Source organism: Streptomyces melanogenes, from assembly GCF_014649795.1.
In the GTDB taxonomy this organism is placed as follows: Bacteria; Actinomycetota; Actinomycetes; order Streptomycetales; family Streptomycetaceae; genus Streptomyces; species Streptomyces noboritoensis.
Genome location: NZ_BMTS01000001.1, coordinates 684756 through 703287, shown reverse-complemented (window position 1 = coordinate 703287; position 18532 = coordinate 684756). Strand labels below are relative to the sequence as shown.

Annotated in this window: 13 protein-coding genes; 6 read left to right on the top strand and 7 right to left on the bottom strand. The window is 73.7% G+C overall.

All coding sequences use genetic code 11. From position 1 onward, the window contains the following. The first annotated feature begins 3 nt into the window (after positions 1-3). The 5 genes from IE252_RS03200 to IE252_RS44110 all read left to right on the top strand — a co-directional run bounded on the left by IE252_RS03200 (position 4) and on the right by IE252_RS44110 (position 8399). Positions 4-1176: an energy-coupling factor transporter transmembrane component T gene (locus IE252_RS03200; RefSeq protein WP_190087659.1), complete on the top strand. Its 1173-nt coding sequence runs from the start codon at positions 4-6 to the stop codon at positions 1174-1176. Beyond that, the gene (locus tag IE252_RS03195; RefSeq protein WP_190087658.1) at positions 1173-2822 is read left to right on the top strand and encodes an ABC transporter ATP-binding protein; all 1650 of its coding nucleotides are present in this window, start codon (positions 1173-1175) and stop codon (positions 2820-2822) included. The genes IE252_RS03200 and IE252_RS03195 overlap by 4 nt, the downstream gene beginning before the upstream one ends. Further along, positions 2819-3610, top strand: coding sequence for an ECF transporter S component (locus IE252_RS03190; protein ID WP_190087657.1), 792 nt, complete (start codon positions 2819-2821; stop codon positions 3608-3610). Before IE252_RS03195 ends, IE252_RS03190 begins: the two co-directional genes overlap by 4 nt. Before the next feature lie 181 nt (positions 3611-3791). Next, the gene (locus IE252_RS03185; RefSeq protein ID WP_190087656.1) at positions 3792-7799 is read left to right on the top strand and encodes a CHAT domain-containing protein; all 4008 of its coding nucleotides are present in this window, start codon (positions 3792-3794) and stop codon (positions 7797-7799) included. A gap of 108 nt (positions 7800-7907) precedes the next feature. After that, positions 7908-8399, top strand: a complete 492-nt coding sequence (locus IE252_RS44110; RefSeq protein ID WP_190087655.1) for a LysM peptidoglycan-binding domain-containing protein — start codon at positions 7908-7910, stop codon at positions 8397-8399. Here IE252_RS44110 and IE252_RS03175 read toward each other — a convergent pair. The 7 genes from IE252_RS03175 to IE252_RS03145 form a co-directional block, all read right to left on the bottom strand. Then, positions 8386-9570: a M6 family metalloprotease domain-containing protein gene (locus IE252_RS03175; RefSeq protein WP_190087654.1), complete on the bottom strand. Its 1185-nt coding sequence runs from the start codon at positions 9568-9570 to the stop codon at positions 8386-8388. The two genes, IE252_RS44110 and IE252_RS03175, sit on opposite strands and share 14 nt — an antisense overlap. Before the next feature lie 30 nt (positions 9571-9600). Continuing rightward, positions 9601-10866 carry an alpha/beta fold hydrolase gene (locus IE252_RS03170; RefSeq protein ID WP_190087653.1) on the bottom strand — a complete coding sequence of 422 codons (1266 nt, stop codon included), beginning with the start codon at positions 10864-10866 and terminating at the stop codon, positions 9601-9603. Between the two features lie 160 nt (positions 10867-11026). Continuing rightward, the gene (locus IE252_RS03165; RefSeq protein ID WP_190087652.1) at positions 11027-12409 is read right to left on the bottom strand and encodes an aldehyde dehydrogenase family protein; all 1383 of its coding nucleotides are present in this window, start codon (positions 12407-12409) and stop codon (positions 11027-11029) included. A 114-nt stretch (positions 12410-12523) separates the two neighbouring features. Continuing rightward, positions 12524-13432, bottom strand: a complete 909-nt coding sequence (locus IE252_RS03160; RefSeq protein ID WP_190087651.1) for a dihydrodipicolinate synthase family protein — start codon at positions 13430-13432, stop codon at positions 12524-12526. An 82-nt stretch (positions 13433-13514) separates the two neighbouring features. After that, positions 13515-14993, bottom strand: a complete 1479-nt coding sequence (locus IE252_RS03155; RefSeq protein WP_190087650.1) for an NAD(P)/FAD-dependent oxidoreductase — start codon at positions 14991-14993, stop codon at positions 13515-13517. Then, a complete protein-coding gene (locus IE252_RS03150) occupies positions 14977-15288 on the bottom strand; it encodes a (2Fe-2S)-binding protein (RefSeq protein ID WP_190087649.1) in 312 nt (103 codons plus the stop codon). Before IE252_RS03150 ends, IE252_RS03155 begins: the two co-directional genes overlap by 17 nt. A gap of 86 nt (positions 15289-15374) precedes the next feature. Then, positions 15375-16532, bottom strand: a complete 1158-nt coding sequence (locus IE252_RS03145; protein WP_190087648.1) for an NAD(P)/FAD-dependent oxidoreductase — start codon at positions 16530-16532, stop codon at positions 15375-15377. Positions 16533-16771: 239 nt separating this feature from the next. On the opposite strand from IE252_RS03145, the gene IE252_RS03140 reads away from it, so the two are divergent. Then, positions 16772-18523: an ABC transporter substrate-binding protein gene (locus tag IE252_RS03140; protein ID WP_190087647.1), complete on the top strand. Its 1752-nt coding sequence runs from the start codon at positions 16772-16774 to the stop codon at positions 18521-18523. Positions 18524-18532: the final 9 nt, after the last annotated feature.

Below are 18532 nucleotides of genomic sequence, written 5' to 3'. Positions count from 1 at the left end.
GCCGTGTCCCGATCGACCGTGACGGCGAAGCCGCCCGCGCCCGGCCTCGTGCCGGACACGCGCGGGCGGCGGCTTCCGCGCACCCTGCACCCGGTGGCCTGGTGGATCTGGGCGCTTGCCCTGGCCACCGCCGTCAGCCGCACCAACAATCCGCTGCTGCTGTTCCTGGTCCTCGCGGTCCTCGGATACGTGATCAGCATGCGCCGCACCGAAGCGCCCTGGGCGCGCGGCTTCGCGTACTACCTGTATCTGGCGTTGACCGTCGTGGCGATCCGGGTGGTCTTCCGCGCCGTCTTCGCCACCGGCATCACCCCCCGCGACCACTTCCTCTTCTCCCTGCCCCACATCCCGACCCCCGACTGGTACGCGGGCATCCAACTCGGCGGGCCGGTCTCGCTGGAGGCGCTGCTCTCGGCGGCCACCGACGGGCTGCGGCTCGCCTGCATGCTGTGCTGCGTCGGCGCCGCCAACACCCTCGCCAACCCCAAGCGGGCCCTGCGGGTGCTGCCCGGCGCGCTCTACGAGCTCGGGGTCGCGGTGACGGTGTCCATCAGCGTGGCGCCGCAGCTGGTGCAGAGCGTCCAGCGGGTGCGCCGGGCCCGGCGGCTGCGGGCCGGCCGCCACAAGGGACTGCGCGCCCTGCGCGGCATCGTCGTCCCCGTCCTCGAAGACGCGCTGGAACGCTCGCTGCGGCTCGCCGCGGCGATGGACTCCCGCGGCTACGGACGCGCCGGAACCGCCACCCGGCGCTCGCGGCGGATGACGGGCGCGCTCATGCTGCTGGGCATGTGCGGGCTGTGCGCGGGAGCGTACGGCCTCCTCGACGCGACGGCGCCGCAGCTCCTTGGCCTGCCCGCGCTGGCCGCCGGTGCCGCGCTGTGCGTCGCGGGGCTGCGGCTCGGCGGGCGCCGGGTCACCCGGACCACCTACCGCGCCGACCCCTGGCTCTTTCCCGAGTGGGCGGTGGCCGGGTGCGGCGTGCTCTCCGCCGCGCTGCTGTTCAGCGGCGCCGGTTTCGACGCGGCCGAGCTCAACCCGTCCATCTACCCGCTCAGTTGGCCGACGCTGCCGCCGGTCCCGGCCGCCGCGATCCTGCTCGCGGGCGCCGCGGGCTTCCTGGCACCGCCCCCGACCGCGTCCCGCGTCCCCGCTCAGCGCACCGAGGAAACCACGTGATCACCTTCGACCGGGTCAGCGTCCAGTACGAGGACACCGCCGCACCCGTCCTGCGGGACGTCGACCTGACCGTCGACGAGGGCGAGCTGTGCCTCGTCGTCGGACACACAGGGGTCGGCAAGTCCACCCTGCTCGGCGCGGTCAACGGCCTCGTCCCGCACTTCACCGGGGGCACCCTGTACGGGCGGGTGACCGTCGACGGCCGCGACACCGCCGAGCACCCGCCGCGCGAGCTGGCCGACGTGGTGGGCGTGGTGGGCCAGGACCCGCTCGACGGGTTCGTCACCGACACCGTGGAGGAGGAACTCGCCTACGCCATGGAGCAGTTGGCGGTCCCGCCCGCCACCATGCGCAAGCGGGTCGAGGAGACCCTGGACCTGCTGGGCCTGGCCGATCTGCGCCACCGCGCCCTGCACGAGCTGTCCGGCGGCCAGCAGCAGCGGGTGGCCATCGGCTCCGTCCTCACCGCCCACCCACGCGTACTCGTCCTCGACGAGCCCACCTCCGCGCTCGACCCGACGGCCGCGGAGGAGGTCCTGGCGGCGGTGACCCGGCTCGTCCACGACCTGGGTGTGACGGTGCTGCTCGCCGAACACCGCCTGGAGCGCGTCGTCCAGTACGCCGACCGCGTCATCCACCTGCCCGGCGACGGCCTCGTCGTCTGCGGCCCGCCCGCCGAGGTCTTCCGTACGTCCTCGATCGCGCCGCCCATCGTTGAGCTGGGCCGGGCGGCCGGCTGGGACCCGCTGCCCCTGTCGATCCGCGACGCCCGCAGAGCGGCGAAGGGCGTACGCGAACGCCTCGCCCGGACCACTCCCCCGCCGGTGCGGCCGAGCGCCCCGCAGGAGCGTCCCCGGCTGCTGCGCGCCCGCGGGGTCACCGTCTCCTACCGGGGCGTGCCGGCGGTCCGGGAGGTCGGCCTCGATCTGCACGCGGGCGAGATCACCGCGCTGATGGGGCGCAACGGCTCCGGCAAGTCCTCCCTGCTGTGGGCGCTCCAGGGGTCCGGCCCGCGCACGGCGGGTGCGGTCACGGTCGCTTCCCCGGCCGACGGCTCGCAGCACGACCCCGGCAAGCTCCCGGCCGCCCGGGCTCGGGAGCTCGTAGGCCTGGTCCCGCAGACGCCGATCGACCTCCTCTACCTGGAAACCGTCAAGCACGAACTCGACCAGGCCGACGCCGAGTCCGCCCCGGGGCCGGGCGGCCCCTCCGCCCGCGCCATCCTGGACCGGCTGGCACCCGGCATCCCCGACGCCACGCACCCGCGCGACCTGTCCGAGGGGCAGAAGCTGGCGCTGGTCCTCGCCATCCAGCTCGCGGCCGCACCACAGGTCCTGCTCCTCGACGAGCCGACGCGCGGTCTCGACTACCGTGCCAAGAGCAACCTGATCCGCATCGTCGACGACCTCGCCGCCGAAGGGCGCGCCGTGGTGATCTCCACGCACGACGTGGAGTTCGTGGCCCGCGCGGCGGAACGGGTGGTGGTGATGGCCGAGGGCGACGTCGTCGCCGACGGGCCCACCGCCGAAGTCATCGTCGCCTCCCCCGTCTTCGCCCCGCAGACCGCGAAGATCCTGGCACCCCTCCCCTATCTCACCGTCGACCAGGTGACGGCCGCCCTCCCCGACTCCGGGACGGCCTCATGACCGACCGAGCCACCGCCATCCGGATCGCTCCGCGAGCCGGGCTGGTCATCGCCTTGGCGTCCTTCCTCGGCGTCGTCGCCTTCTTCTGGCCGTTCCTGGTCGCCCCGGGGAAGTTCGGCTCGAACTACGCACCACCTCTCATCTTCGGCGTGCTGCTGGTGATCGTGCTGTGCGTGGTCCTGTCGGAGATCGCCGAGGGCGGCATCAACTCCAAGGCCCTGGCGATGCTGGGGGTCCTGTCCGCGGTCAACGCCGCGATCCGCCCGCTGGGCGCCGGCACGGCGGGCATCGAGACGGTGTTCTTCATCCTCGTCCTGGCCGGGCGCGTCTACGGCCCGGGTTTCGGTTTCACCCTGGGCTGTACGTCGCTCTTCGCCTCCGCGCTGATCACCGGCGGGGTGGGGCCGTGGATGCCGTACCAGATGTTCGGCTGTGCGTTCGTCGGCATGCTCGCCGGGCTGCTGCCCAAGGCGACCGGCCGCCGCGAGGTGCTGATGCTCGCCGTGTACGGCTCGCTCTCCGGCTACCTCTTCGGGTTCCTGCTCAACCTGTCGTTCTGGCCGTTCTCCCTCGACCCCAACAGCTCGATCGCGTACTTGCCGGGGCTGCCCTTCACCCAGCAGTTCCACCGCTATCTCGCCTTCGACCTCGCCACGTCGCTGGGCTGGGACACCGGTCGCGCGGTCACCAACTTCGTCTGCGTCACGCTCGCCGGACCGGCCGTGCTCACCACGTTCCGCCGCGCGGCCCGCAGGGCGCGCTTCCAGGCCCCGGTCGAGTTCCGCTGACACCGCTTGCTCCGCCGCAGCCGCCGTTTCGCTGTTGGCGGGCGGTTCCCCCGCGCGGGGCACACCGCCCGCCCCGGCCCGCACCAGGCAATACGCCCGAACCCCTGCGAACCGGCGCCCTGCTTCACGACACTCGAAGACGCGAAAGCAACCAGGTCGGACGGTGGAGGGGGCGGGCCGGATGGTGGAGAGCGGCGTGGAGGAGAACGGACCGGGCGAGCCGGAAGCGCTTGCCGCAGTGCAGGGTTACCTCAAGGCGATCGCCGACAGCGGCGACCCGTCGTCGATCTTCGACCCGGACGTGGCAGCGGACGTGGCCCGGCTGTACGAGCAGCTCACCGACCACCCGACGCTCGACTGCGTCGTCGCGCTGGGCTGGGTGCAGTGGCACCGCTCGCGCGCCTCCGAAGGCGAGGCCGCGCGGTCCCATGAGGCGTTCGCCGCGCTGCACCTCCTTCCCGTCTTCCTCGCCGGAGAGGCGTACGTACCCAGCTCGTCGATGCCGAAGGAGTTGCTGCCGACCCTCGCGGAGGCGGCGATGCGGCCTGCCATGCGGATGCTTCAGGCGGCCGGTGACGACGGCGGCCTGGAGTCGGCCACCAGCGCCGCCCGGGCGTGGATGCGGATCGCCCAGCACGTCCCGGCGGGCCCCGGCGGCGCGGGCGCACTGGCCAATCTGAGCGTTGCGCTGCGGCTGTTGGGCGAGCGGGGCGGTGGCACCGAGAACCTGGACCGGGCCGTCGCCACCGCCTGCCACGCCGTCGCCACGATGGCCGCCGACGAGCCGCAGCGGCCGGCGGCGATGGGCATCATGGCGACCGCCCTGTGGTCCCGGTACGAGAGCTCGGGCGGCCTGGAGGACCTGGAGGCGGCGGTGGAGGCCGCACGCGTCTGTGCGAGCGCCGGCCGCCCCGAGGACCCCCTGCACCCGGACGGTGCGCAACTTATAGCGCAGCTCCTGCACCTGCGCTATGAGCGGTCGCGGTCGCCCGGCGACCTGGAGGAGTCGATCGAGTGGATGCGCGCTCTCGTCGCGGCGACCGGCCCCGGGGACCCTCAGCTCGCCCGTCGGCTGGCCATGCTCGGCGAATGGCTCGCTGACCGAGCGGCGCGGACCCAGGACACCCGGGTCATGGACGAGGCCACCGACACCGCACGACGCGCGGCCGCCGCCGCGCCGGACGACGACGTGGAGGCCCAGCTCGCCGTCGCGGGGGTCTGGCACACGATCTTCGAGCACACCGGGGATCCGACGGCGCTCAAGTCGGCGAGGGATCTCGCGGTACGGCACGCCCGCGCGCTGCCGCCCGAGTCCGCCGGGCGGGCCCGCCACCTGGCCAACGCCTCCCTCACCGCGCTCTCCGCCCATGCCCACACCGGTGTTCGCGAGGACCTGGACATCGCCGTCGAACTGGGCGAGTCGGCACTCGCGGCGGCGCCCGCCGGACACACCCACCGGGACGTGGCGCTGCGCGCCCTCGGCGGCGCGCTCGCGCACCGCTTCCAGGGCGGCGGACGCCTCGAAGACCTCGACCGCGCGCTCGCTCTCAGCCGTGAGCTCCTCGACGCGACCGCCGCCGGGCATGCTCCCTCCCTCGACCTGTCCAACCTGAGCCTCATGTACCGCACCCGCTTCCTGCGCTCGGGAGAGCCCGCCGACATCGCCCACGCGATCGAGGCCGCCGAGTCGGCCGCCGCATGTGCCGCCGACGCACGGCAGCGCGCCCGGGCCCGCCAGCAGCTCGCGCTCTGCCTCGTAAGGCGCTCCTCCGCCCAGGGCCGCCCGGAGGATCTGGACGCGGCCATCGAGCTGGGCCACGCGGCCCTCGCCGACACTCCGCGCGACCACCCCGACTGGGTGACGCTCATCGCCAACAACGCGCTGGCGTTCCTCACCCGCTACGAACACAGCGGCGCGCTGGAGGACATCGACGCGTGCCTCGCCTCGATCCGCGACGCCCGCGGCCGCCTGGAACCCGGCCACCCCGCACACCCCCAACTGCTCAACAACGAGGGGTACGCGCTGCTCACGCGGTACCACCGCACCCGGTCGGCCGCCGAGCTCGACGCGGCGATCGACAGCAGCCGGCGCGCCGCCGAGCTGATGACACCCGTCGACCCCCGCCTCCCCGGCTGCCTGTCCAATCTGTGCCTGGCGCTGCGTAGCCGCTTCGACCGCACGGCCGCACCGGCCGACCTGGAGGAGGCCGTCGCCGTCGGTCGCCGAGCCGTGGCGGCGACCTCGGCGGGCGATCCGGCCCGCGCCACCCACCTCAACAACCTCGGCTACAGCCTGCTGGCCCGGGCCGTCCAGGACCCCACGGCGACCGCCATACGCGACGAGGCCGCCCGCACCTTCCGCGACGTCCTGGACCTGCTCCCGGCGGGCGCGCCCGGGCGGACCTATCCGCTCGTCAACCTCGGGCAGTTGCTCGTCCTGACCGTCGGCACGGAAGCGGACGTGGAAGCCGTCGTCGCCCCGGCCGTCAGCGCGTTCACCGAGGCGTGGGAGCTGACCGGCACCGCGCCCCTGCGCCGCCTCACCGCCGTACGCGCCGCCGCACTCCTGCTGTCCGACCGGCAGCCGGCCCGGGCGGCGGCGCTGCTTGAGGCGGCCGTGGACATCCTGCCCGCGCTCACCCCGCGCATGCTGGCCCGCACCGACCAGCAGATCCTGCTTGGCACCTGCTTCGAACTCGCCGCCGACGCCGCCGCGCTCGTCCTGGCCGCGCGCGACGAACCGAGCACCGACCCCCAGGCCGCGTCCAAGGCGCTGCGGCTGACGGAGGCGGGGCGCGGTGTCATGCTCGGCCAGGCCCTCGACACCCGGGGCGAGGTCACCGACCTGCGCCGCCAACTGCCCGAACTCGCCACGCGCTTCCTCGCGATACGCGACCGGCTGAACACGTCGTACGCGGACGACGCCCCCGGCGTATGGGCGTCGGCCGAGCCCTGGTACCCGGCCACGGAGACCCGGCGCGACCTCGCCGCGCAGTTCACCGCCGTACTGGACGAGATCAGGTCGCGGCCCGGCTTCGACCGGTTCCTGCTGCCGATGGAACCGGCGGACCTGCTGGCCCAGGCCTCGTACGGCCCGGTGGTGGTCTTCGCCGTGAGCGGCCACGGCAGCCACGCCCTGCTGATCCGCCCCGACGCCGTCACCGCGCTGCCCCTGCCCGGCCTGGACCGGGACACCGTGCGGCAGAAGGCGCAGGACTTCACCGCGGCGCTCAGGTGGGCGCCGAGCCCCACTCCCGCCCGCAGCGAACCGGCCCTGCACACCCTCACCTCCACCCTGGAGTGGCTGTGGGACGTCGCGGCCGAGCCCGTCCTGACCGCCCTCGGGATCACCTCTCCCCCACCGCCGGGACACCAGGCCCCCCGCGTGTGGTGGAGCCCCGGCGGCCTGCTCGGCCTGCTCCCGCTGCACGCCGCCGGATACCACCGGAGCCCCGTGGATGGCACACGGGCGACCGTCATGGACCGCGTGGTCTCCTCCTACACCCCGACCCTGCGCGCGCTGCGCCATGCCCGCCGCCCCCTGCCGCCCCGTTCCCCGCACCGCGCGCTCGTCGTCACGATGCCGCTCACCCCCGGGGCCCCACCGCTGCCGCACACGGCCGAGGAGGAAGCGTACGTACGCACCCACGCGCCGGAGCCGCTGGTGCTCACCGCGCGGCGGCGCGACCACCTGGACACCTCGGCGCAGGGGCCTGTCTCCACCATGCGCGAGGACGTGATGGCGGCGATGGGCGACTGCTCCCTGGTCCACTTCGCCTGCCATGCCGTCAGCGACCCCGTCGACCCGTCCCGCAGCCGCCTCCTGCTCCAGGACGCCCCGCTCACCGTGAGCGGCCTGGCCGCCCTGGACCTCGACCACGCCGGGCTGGCCTTCCTCTCCGCGTGCAGCACCGCCGCCACGGGCGTGCCGCACCTCGCCGACGAGTTCGTCAACCTGGCCACCGCGTTCCAACTCGCCGGATTCCGCAGTGTGGTGGCCACCCTCTGGCCCGTGTACGACAGCCACGCGTCCGACCTCGCCCGGCTGTTCTACGCGACCCTCGGCAGCCCTTCCGATCTCACGCCCGACCGGGCCGCCCGGGCACTGCACGAAGCGGTCCGCCACCTGCGCGACCGCATGCCCGACCGCCCCGACACCTGGGCGGCCCATCTGCATTCCGGGGCGTAGCGGACACGCCTCGCGGTGGCCGCGAAATCGGCCGAAGCGTGCCATTGTCTTCCGCCGTCCGGCCGCCGAAGCTGCGAGTGCCGAACGTTTCACGACCCGGGAGGCTTCATGACCAATCGCCTGGACCAACCGCGCACCCTCGACCTGGTCGGCAACCCGATCCACATCGGCGGCATCGCCACCGGCTTCGAGGCCACCCTGGAGTACCGCATCGGCGACGGCCACCACCAGCTGACCGGCACGTTCACCGCCGGAGGCGGCACCGGTGAGCACGGGCAGTTCCACATCGCCGTCGACATCGGCCACACCACCTTCCAGACCGACCGCCTCCTCGTGCAGGTCTTCGAGGCGAGCGCCAGGGACGGCGGCGACATCAACGTCGTGACCGTTCCGGTCATCTACGGGCCGCGTATCGTGCCCGGCTACTACGGCTACCGCGAGCACAAGGTGGTGAAGGGCGACACGCTGTCGGCCATCGCCAAGTCGTCCTACGGCGACGCCTCCCTCTACTCGCGCATCGTGCGCGCCAACCCGGCCCAGATCTCCGACCCCGACAAGATCGTGCCGGGGCAGGTCCTGCGCATACCTATCGGCTCGTGAGCCGTACCGTGTCCCCCGCCGGGCCGCCCGCGAGGACGTCGATGCGGGCGCCGGTGCCGGGGTCGGTGAAGCTCTGTCCCTCGGTACGGGCGGCCAGGTCCAGGGCGGTGCAGCCGGTGGGCACGGTGGTCGGGTGCGTGGGGGCGATCCGGACCGGGCCCTCGCCGGTCGCGGCGGCCGAGTCGACCTTGTAGACGAGGACGCCGGTGGAGCAGGCGGCCGAGTCGTTGCCCTCGGCGCGGCGCGACTCCGCCACGTACGCGGTCGTCGGGCCCGTCCGCAGCACGGCGATCTTCGTGCCGCCGGGGCGTTCCACCGGCATGAGCCGCACGGTGCGCTGCCCCGGCGCGGCCAGGCACGCGACCTGGTCGTCGCGGGTCCAGCCGAGCTTCCAGGAGTGCCAGCCCAGGTACTGCGGGGCGGGCCCCGCGATGTTGCCCATGACGTCCCAGCCGCCGACGTACTGGTGGGTGTCCCCGGTGAACGCGTACAGATCCGGCAGGCCGAAGGTGTGGGCGGTCTCGTGGTCGGCGACCTTGGGGCCCCAGCGCCACATGTCCTGGCCGAAGGTGACGGCCCACTTCACCCGGGTGCCGTCCGCCGTGACGCCCTCGGTGGCCGGGTCGTAGAGGTAGGTCGGGGAGAAGGGCACGGCCGTCGCCGCCTTGGTGGGGACGATGTACACCATGTCGTACCGCGAGAAGTCGGCGTAGGGGTCGGCCGCGGTGACCGCGTCGCGTACGTACTTCTCGTGCGCCTCGAAGGTGATGCCGCGGGCGAAGTCGTACGAGGTGGAGGCGGCGGGCATCCGTATCCAGCGGTGCAGCGGGGTGAGGGCGAGGCGGGAGCGGCCGTAGCTCGCCGTGCGCATCCAGTCGGCGGCCGGGGCGAGTTGGTCGGCGTAGGGGGCGGTGGAGCCGGTCTCCGGTGCGTCGGGGAAGTCGACGAACAGGGTGAGGACGCGGTGGGTTCCGGTGGACCGCTGGAACTGCCTGCGGTCGGTGTCGTGGCCCTCGTCGGTCCAGCCCGTCCGGCCCGGCAGCGCGCAGGCGGCGGGAGCGGCCGGGTGCGGCCGGGGTACGGCGGCCGCCGCACTGCTCCCGGCCAGACACACGGTGAGGGCGACGGCAGCGGCGGCCAGGGGGCGCGGGCGGAGCGAGGGGGCGGGCATGGCTCTCCTCCAGAAGATGGGCGGAACGGTTCAGGCGCGGCCGGCGGCCAGGTCCATCAGTCGGGCCAGGACCCGGCCGCCGGAGGCGGTGATCCCGTCGTGCTCCCACTCGTTGGTGACCCAGACGCGGCAGGCCCCGACCCGGCGCGCGGTGCCGAGCGAGAGCCCCGCGTCCACGTACATGTCGTCGTGGTAGACGATCGCGGCGAGCGGGACCTCGTTGGCGGCGAGGCGGTCGGTGTCGTACAGCTGCGGCCAGTCGGTGCGGCGGGCCAGCAGGTCGGCGGCCCCGGCGAAGGGGCGCAGGGCCGCGATCTCCTCGAACATCCAGGGGTAGATCATCTCGCCGGTGAGCAGGAACGGGTCGGCGCCGTCGGCGAATTCGGGGAAGTCGCCGAGCGCACGGGCGGCGGCCCAGCCGGTGGCGGGGGCGCCCTGCCCGTACAGACTCTCCTGCAGAACGGCGAACAGCGGGTTGCCGGTGAAGCCGGTCACGCTCCTCACCTGGTCGAGGAAGGTGTCGCTCAACTCCCCTTCGCTGTCCAGGGCTTCGTCGAGCAGCCAGTGGATCCGCTCGTAGCCGTCGCCCATGCCGAGGGCGAGTCCGAGGGTGCGCAGGCGGCGGGGGGTGAGCCGGTCGCCGTCGGGCAGGCGTACGTCGGTGGCGGCGAGGAGGTCCGCGATCTCGCGCAGCCGGGCGGCGTCGTCGGGGTAGCGGGCGTAGAAGCCGAGGACGCGCTCGCGCACCCGGGGGTAGGTGCGCGCGTACACGTCGTCGGCGGTGGCCGTGAGCCCCGGGAGTCCGCCGGCCACATAGCAGGCGCGCAGCCCCTCGGGCGCCCGGGACAGATAGGTGAGGGTGAGGAAACCGCCGTAGCTCTGCCCCAGGGTCTCCCACGGTTCGTCGCCGCACAGGCGGCGCCGGATCAGCTCGGCGTCGGCGACGATCGCGTCGGCGCGGAAGTGGGCCAGGTAATCCGCGAAGGCGGCCGGGGACGGGAAGTTCGCGGCCGTCCGGCCCGTGACCGGGGTGGAGCGGCCGGTGCCGCGCTGGTCGAGCAGGAGCACCCGATGGGTCTTCAGGGCCTGGTCCAGCCAGCCGGGCGAACCGGCCGACGGCCGGGGCGACTTGCCGCCCGGGCCGCCCTGGAGGTACAGCAGCCAGGGCAGTCGCTCGTCCGCCCGGGCGCGGTCGACGACCTCGCGGGCGAAGACTTGGAGGGTGGGGCCGTGCGGGACCGAGGGGTCCAGCGGGACGGTGAAGACGTGGTCGACGGTTGCGTACGCCGGGTTCATGGATGCCTTTCGCGGCGCGGTCGCCGCCGTGTGCCGTGTGACGTTTCCTGAAGGAGCATGGCGCGGGCGGCCGCCCGGCGAGGAGCCCTCGTTCCCGCATAACGCCGCGTTATGGGGGCCGGGGGCCGTCCCCGCCGGAGCGGGCCGTACGCGTACGAGGTCATCCCGCCCGCGAGGGCGACAACGTGTAGGTGCGGCTGGAGGTGTAGAACTCCAGGGCCGCCCGGCCCTGTTCGCGCGGCCCGTGGCTGGAGTCCTTGGTGCCGCCGAACGGCAGGTGGAAGTCGACGCCGGTGGAGGGAGCGTTGACGCGGATCATCCCGGTGTCGAGCCGGTCGAGTCCGTGCAGGGCGGTGTCGAGGTCGGCGGTGTGCACCGAGGTGACCAGGCCGTACGGAACCGAGTTGGTGATCCGTACCGCGTGGGCAAGGTCGTCGGCGGGCAGCAGGGCGGCGATCGGGCCGAAGACCTCCTCGCGCAGCAGGGGATGGGCCGGGGCGACCTTCTCCACCAGGGTGGGGGCCGTGTACCAGCCGGGGTGGCGGGGTGCGGTCCCGCCCGCGAGCACGTCCAGGCCGCGCGATGCCTCGCCGACCCGGTCGCGGGCGCGCTCGCTGATGAGCGGCCCGCACACGGTGTCGGGGGCGGCCGGGTCGCCGACCGGGAGCGCCCGCAGTGCCTCGGCGAGGGCCTCGCGCAGCGGGTCGAGGGCCGCGCCGACGGCGATGACACGGCTGGTGGCGGTGCACTTCTGGCCCGCGTATCCGGCGATCGCGGCGGCGATGTGGGCGGCGGCCTGCCCGATGTCGGCGTCCGGCAGGACGATCGCGGCGTTCAGGCCGCCCATCTCCGCCTGGACCGGGATGCCCCTCTCGGTGGCGGCCCGCGCCACGGCCCGGCCGACGGCGGTCGAGCCGGTGAACGAGACGACGTCGGCGCTGCGGACGAGCGCGTCCCCTTCGGCGGCACCGCCGGGCAGCACCGTGAACACGCCTGCGGGCAGGGCGTGTTGGACGATCTCGGCCAGCCGCTGGGCGCAGGCCGTGGCTTCGGGCGCGGGCTTGAGGACCACCGCGTTGCCGACGGCGAGCGCCGGGGCGGCCTTCCAGGTGGGGATGGCGAAGGGGAAGTTCCACGGGGTGATGAGCCCGGCGACGCCGTGGGGCCGGCGGCGGGTGAGCAGCAGCCCGGATCCGGCGGCGGGTTCGTGGACCGCGCCGACGGGTTCATAGGGGGCCTGGGCGTAGTACCGCCAGATGGCGACGGTACGGGCAACCTCGGCCCGGGCCTCGGCGAGCGGCTTGCCCACCTCGCGCACGGCGAGCGCCGCCAGTTCGTCGGCCGCGGCCTGGATCGCGTCGGCGGCGGCGCCGAGCGCGGCCGCACGCCCGGCGGCCCCGCCGAGCAGCCATCCCGGCTGGGCGGCGCGGGCCCGCTCCACGGCGTCGACGGCGGCACGCGCCCCGGGGGCCGGAATCCGAACGAGGACGTCGGCCGGGTCGGCCGGGTTGCGGGAGATGAGGTGGGTGACGTCAGCGGTCACGGGAGGAGTCCTCCAAGGAACGGGGGCGGGCAGGGCAGTTGTGGTGGGCCGGAGCGGGAAGGGCGACGGGATCGCGCCACCCTTCCCGCACAGTGGTGCCGTGTGCCGGAAGGATCAGCGGTGGCCCTCGGCCACGGCCTTCTCGGTGGCCAGGCGCACTCCCGCCTCGATCTCCCCGGAGAGCGGGGCGCGCGGCGGGCGGACCGGGCCGCCGGGGCGTCCCGCGATGTCCATGGACAGCTTGATGGACTGGACGAACTCGGTCTTGGAGTCCCAGCGCAGCAGGGAGTGCAGGGAGCGGTAGAGCGGCACGGCGGTCTCCAGGTCCCCGGCGACGGCCGCGTGGTACAGCTCGGCGCAGGAGGCGGGGAAGGCGTTGGGGTACCCGGCGATCCAGCCCACCGCGCCTGCCAGAGCCAGTTCGAGGAGGACGTCGTCGGCTCCGATCAACAGGTCGAGCTCCGGGGCGAGTTCGGCGAGCTCGTACGCCCGGCGCACATCCCCGCTGAACTCCTTGACCGCGACGATGCTGCCCTCCTGGTGCAGCGCGGCGAGGAGCGGGGGCGCCAGGTCGACTTTGGTGTCGATGGGGTTGTTGTACGCGACGACCGGCACTCCGGCCCGGGCCACCTCGGCGTAGTGGGCGCGCACGGACACTTCGTCCGCCCGGTAGGCGTTCGGGGGCAGCAGCAGGACCGAGCCGCATCCCGCCTCGGCGGCCTGCTCGGCCCAGCGACGGCTCTCCGCGCTGCCGTACGCGGCGACGCCCGGCATCACGCGAGCCCCGTCCCCGGCCGCCTCCACGGCGGTGCGGACCACTTGGGCACGCTCGTCCTCGGTGAGGGTCTGGTACTCGCCGAGGGAGCCGTTCGGTACGACACCGTCGCAGCCGTTGTCGATCAGCCAGCGCACGTGGTCGGCGTAGGCGTCGTAGTCGACGGACAGGTCCTCGCGCAGGGGCAGGGCGGTGGCGACCATGATGCCGCGCCAGGGACGGGTGGGGTTCCAGCTGGTGGTGGCCATGTCGGCGACCTCTTTCCGTAATCTCTGTGATGTGACATTTCACTAGTGGGTACGGGGAGCCCTCGACGGGGCCCGCACCCGGTCAGTCAGTGGTGACGGTCTGCGGGGCGGGTGCGGGGTCGTCGAGCGACCCGAGCGCGCGGAGCGGTACCGGTACCGCGAACGGCCGCCGCTCGGGGGCCGGTTCGGCGAGCGCCTCCGCGCTGCCGTGCTGTGCGGCCAGGCATGTCACGGCCGCACCGCACATCCGGCCCTGGCACCAGCCCATCCCGGCCCGGGTGAACAGCTTGACCGTGCGGGCGTCGCGCGCCCCGAGGTCGGTGACCGCAGCGCGGACGCTCTGCGTGGTCACCTCCTCGCACCGGCACACCTCGGTGTCGTCGGCGAGCCACTGCGGCCAGCCGGTACCGGGCGCGTGCGCGGCGGCCATGGCGTCGGCGAAGGCGCGCATCCGGTCCCGGCGGCGCTCCAGCTCCCGGACGCGGCCACGACGGGCGGGGTGCCCGCGCAGTCGGGCGGCGATCGCAAGACCGGCCAACTCGCCCTCCACGTCTGCTAGTCGGGCCCCGCCGACGCCGCCCGGCTCCCCCGCCGCCCACAGATCCCGTACCGAGGTCTCCTGGGAGGTGTCCAGGACCAGGGCGGTGGTCCGGTCGGGCGTGGTGCGGGTGGCGCACCCCAGGGTCGTGGCCAGGTCGATCTGGGGCGCCAGACCGTGCCCCACGGCCAGCGCGTCGCACGCGATCCGACGGCCGCTGCCCGGTACGAGCCGCCAGTCGCGGTCCAGCCGGGAGACGGTGACCGCCTCCACGCGGTCGGTGCCGTGCACCTCGGTGACGGCGGTGCGGGTGCGCAGCCGTACCCGGTGGCGCAGCAGCGCCCCGCCGTGCACGGCCGCCTCGGTGAGTTTGTGCGGGTTGGCCGCGAGCGCGTACGGGTGGCGGGCGTAGCCCAGGTAGCCGGACGCCTCGATGACGGCGGGCACCCGCGCCCCGGCGGCGGCCAGCGAGGCGGCGACCGCGAGCAGCAGCGGCCCGCTGCCCGCCACCACGACCCGCCTGCCGGGCAGCACCAGGCCGGACTTCAGCATGGCCTGGGCCCCGCCCGCGCCGACGACACCGGGCAGGGTCCAACCAGGGAAGGGCAGTTGGCGCTCGTACGCGCCGGTCGCGAGCAGGACCGCGCGGGCCCGCACCCGTACCGCCCGCTCCTCGCCTCCGTCGGCCCCGGTGACGGCGTGCACCGCCCAGAGGCCTCCTTCGCGGACGACGCTCCACACGTGGTGGCCGCCGAGCAGGTCCACCGCACTGGCCTCCAGGCGTCGGCGGAGTCCGGTGAACAGGGACCAGTCGTGGTGCAGGGCCTCGGGGCGGGCCGCCCCGGTGGCGGGCGCGGGGTGGCGGAAGAACTGGCCGCCGATCTGCGGCGATGCGTCCAACAGGGCGACGGACAGGCCGAGTTCGGAGGCGGTGACGGCACCGGAGAGCCCGGCGCAGCCCGCGCCGATCACCGCGAGGTCGTACAGGTCGGGCGCTGTGGGCGGCTCAGCCGAGGGACGCATGACCGTGTCCTTCCTGGGTGACCACCACATCTCCGGGGTGGGCGGGCACCAGACAGGCCCGGCGGTTGGGCTGTCCGTTGATGGTGGCGAGGCAGTCGTAGCACTGCCCGATGCCGCAGAACGCGCCGCGCGGGCGGCCGCCGCTGCGGGTGGTCCGCCAGGCGAGGATGCCCGCGCCCCACAGCGCGGCGGCGACGGACTGCCCGGGCCGGGCGGGCACGGGCCGGTCCCCGAAGGTGATCTCGAACGATGGGCCGGTGCGCGTCCCGACCAGGTCGGCGGGGGTTCGGGCCACGGAAAGCCTCCTTGCGTAGCGATTACGGGGGGGGACAGCAGGGACCTCTTCCGGAGGGCCAGGAAGAGACCAAGGGCCAACCGGACTCAGCCCTTCGCCGCGAATCGGCCCGGCGCGAACGGGGCGATGTCCAGCGGCAGTTGGCCGCCCGTCACGCACACCGCCACGATCAGCCCGGTGACCGGGGCCAGGCCGACCCCCGCCCCCTCGTGGCCGCAGGCGTGCAGCAGGCCGGGCACCCGCGGGTCGGGCCCGATGGCGGGCAGATGGTCGGGGAGATAGGGGCGGAAGCCCGCGTACGTACGCAGCGCCCGCACCGTGCCCAGGACCGGGAAGAGGGCGACGGCCTGGGCGGCGAGGCGGCGCAGCGCCTCGGTGGACAGGGTGCGGTCGAAGCCGACCCGCTCCCGGCTGGCGCCGATCAGGACCGGGCCCGCGGCGGTGCCCTCGACGACCGCCGAGGTCTGGAGCGCGGCGGAGTCGCTGGCGACGTCGGCGACGTAGTCCGCCGCGTACACCTTGTGCCGCACCACCCGGGGCAGCGGCTCGGTGACCAGGACGAAGCCGCGGCGCGGCAGGACGGGCAGCTCCGCGCCCGCGAGCCGGGCGATCCGGCCGCCCCAGGTGCCCGCCGCGTTGACCACGTACGGGGCGTGGAGCCGCGTGCCGCTCGCCGTGCGGACTCCTCTCACCTCGCCACCCTCCCCGGTGAGCAGCTCGGTGACCTCCTCGCCCAGCCGCAGGCGGATCCGATCGCCGCCCGCGCGCAGCAGATGGGCGGCGGCGAGGGCGGGCATGACCTGGGCGTCCTGCGGGTAGTGGTAGCCGCCCGCCAAGCCGGGGGCCAGGTGGGGCTCCAGGTCGTGCAGCCGGTCCGCCGGGACCTCCTTCACCCGTACCCCCGCGCTCTCCTGTCCGGCCGCGAAGCCACGCAGGGCCGCCATCCCGGCCTCGCCGGAGGCGACGACCAGGCCACCCTTGGGCTCGTACTCGATCTGCGGCGGGAGCAGGTGCGCCAGCTCGCGCCACAGCTCGGCGGAGGCGAGGGCGAGGGAGAGTTCGGGGCCGGGCTCCTTGTCGGAGAGCAGGAGGTTGCCCTCGCCGGCGCCGGTGGTACCGCCCGCGACGGGGCCGCGGTCGACGACGGTGACGGTGAGGCCGGCGCGTGCGGCGTAGTAGGCACAGGCGGCGCCGACCACGCCCGCACCGATGACGATGACGTCCGAGGATGTTCTCGTGGGCACACCAGTAATATTTCACATTGCACTGCGCTCGCCAAGAGGTGCGTCTCGGTCGACCAAGAGGCATGGTCCGGTTGGACCAAGAGGTGCGCTCCGACGGCCCGTTGGGACACGAGTAGGTAAAGGAGCGGCCGATGGGTTGTCAGTACAATTTCACATTACTATGTTACAGGTCACATTCCAGCCAGCTCCGGCTGTCGGCTGGCTGCCAGACCGCTCTCGCGCTCCCGGAGTGACCACTGATGAACAAGCGCACCCTCACCGCCCTCGCCACCGCCCTGGCGGCCTCCCTCGCCCTCGGGGCGACCGGCTGCTCGAAGACCAAGCACGCGGACGCGGGCCCGGACGCCGGGGGCAAGAACCCGGCGACCGCCAACGCGGGCACCGTCGTGGGCGGCACTCCCCAGAAGGGCGGCACCCTGACCGTCCTGTCCAACCAGGACTTCACCCACCTCGACCCGGCCCGCAACTGGGTCATGAACGACATGGACTTCGGCACCCGGCTGCTCTACCGCACCCTGGTCACCTACAAGGCGGCCCCCGGCACCGCCGGCGGCGAGCTCGTCCCCGACCTGGCCACCGATCTGGGCACCTCCTCCAACGGCGCGAAGACCTGGACCTTCCACCTCAAGCCGGGGGTCAAGTACGAGGACGGCAGCCCCGTCACCGCCGGGGACGTCAAGTACAACGTGGAGCGGTCCTTCTCGCCCGACCTGCCCGGCGGCGCCGACTACGCAGCCCGCTACCTCGCCGGCGCCGACGGCTACCAGGGCCCGGCCCAGGGCAAGCACCTGGACTCGATCAAGACGCCGGACGACCACACGATCGTCTTCGAACTGCGCAAGCCCTTCGCGGAGTTCCCCAACGCCACCGTGATGCCGACCTTCGCGCCGGTCCCCCAGGCGCAGGACAAGGGGCCCCAGTACGACAACCGGCCGTTCTCCTCCGGCCCGTACAAGATCGAGTCGTACCAGCGGGGCAAGAAGCTGGTGCTGGTGCGCAACACCCACTGGGACGCCGCCACCGACCAGGTCCGCAAGGCCTACCCGGACAAGCTCGTGATGGTGATGGGGCTCAAGGCCAACCAGATCGACGACCGGCTCATCGCCTCGCAGGGCGCCGACGCCTCCGCCGTCTCCTGGGGCGCCCTGCGGCCGGAGAGCGCGGCCAAGGTGCTGCCCAGCGCCGAGGTCCGCAAGCGGCTGATCGCCGAGTCCACCAACTGCACCGACATGGTCCAGATGCACACCGGGCGCGCCCCGTTCGACGACGTCAAGGTCCGTCAGGCCGTGCAGTACGCCCTCGACAAGGACGCCGTCCTCACCTCGTCCGGCGGCCCCGCCTTCAACGACCCCTCCACCGCGTACATGCCCGCCTCCCTCTTCGGCGGCAAGCAGCCGGACACCGTGAAGGTGCCCGTGGCCGGTGACGTGGCCAAGGCCAAGCAGCTCCTCAAGGACGCGGGCAAGCCGGACGGGTTCACCACCAAGATGACCGTCTCCACCGGCGACAAGGGGCGCGCCGAGGCGATCCAGCAGGCGCTCGGCAAGGCCGGGATCAAGGTCACCATCGAGACCGTCGACCCGTCCGCGTTCTACGCGACGATCGGCGACACCAAGAACCGGACCGACATGGTCTACACGGGCTGGTGTCCCGACTACCCGTCAGGGTCCACCTTCCTGCCGTTCGTCTTCGACGGCCGCTACATCAAGGAGAAGGGCAACTCCGGCAACCACTCGCTCTTCCGCGACGACGCCACCATGAAGAAGATGGACGAGATCGCCGCCCTGACGGACGCCAAGCAGGCCAACGCCGCCTGGCAGCAGCTGGACGGCGAGATCCTCGCCAAGGCCCCGGCCGTGCCGGTCCTGGTGCGCCGCTGGCCGCTGGTGCTGGGCACCAACATCGCGGGCGCCTACGGCCAGACCTCCTTCGGCGGTCAGCTCGACTACGCCACGGCCGGTCTCAAGGACCCCTCGAAGAGCCAGGGCTGAGGGTCTGCC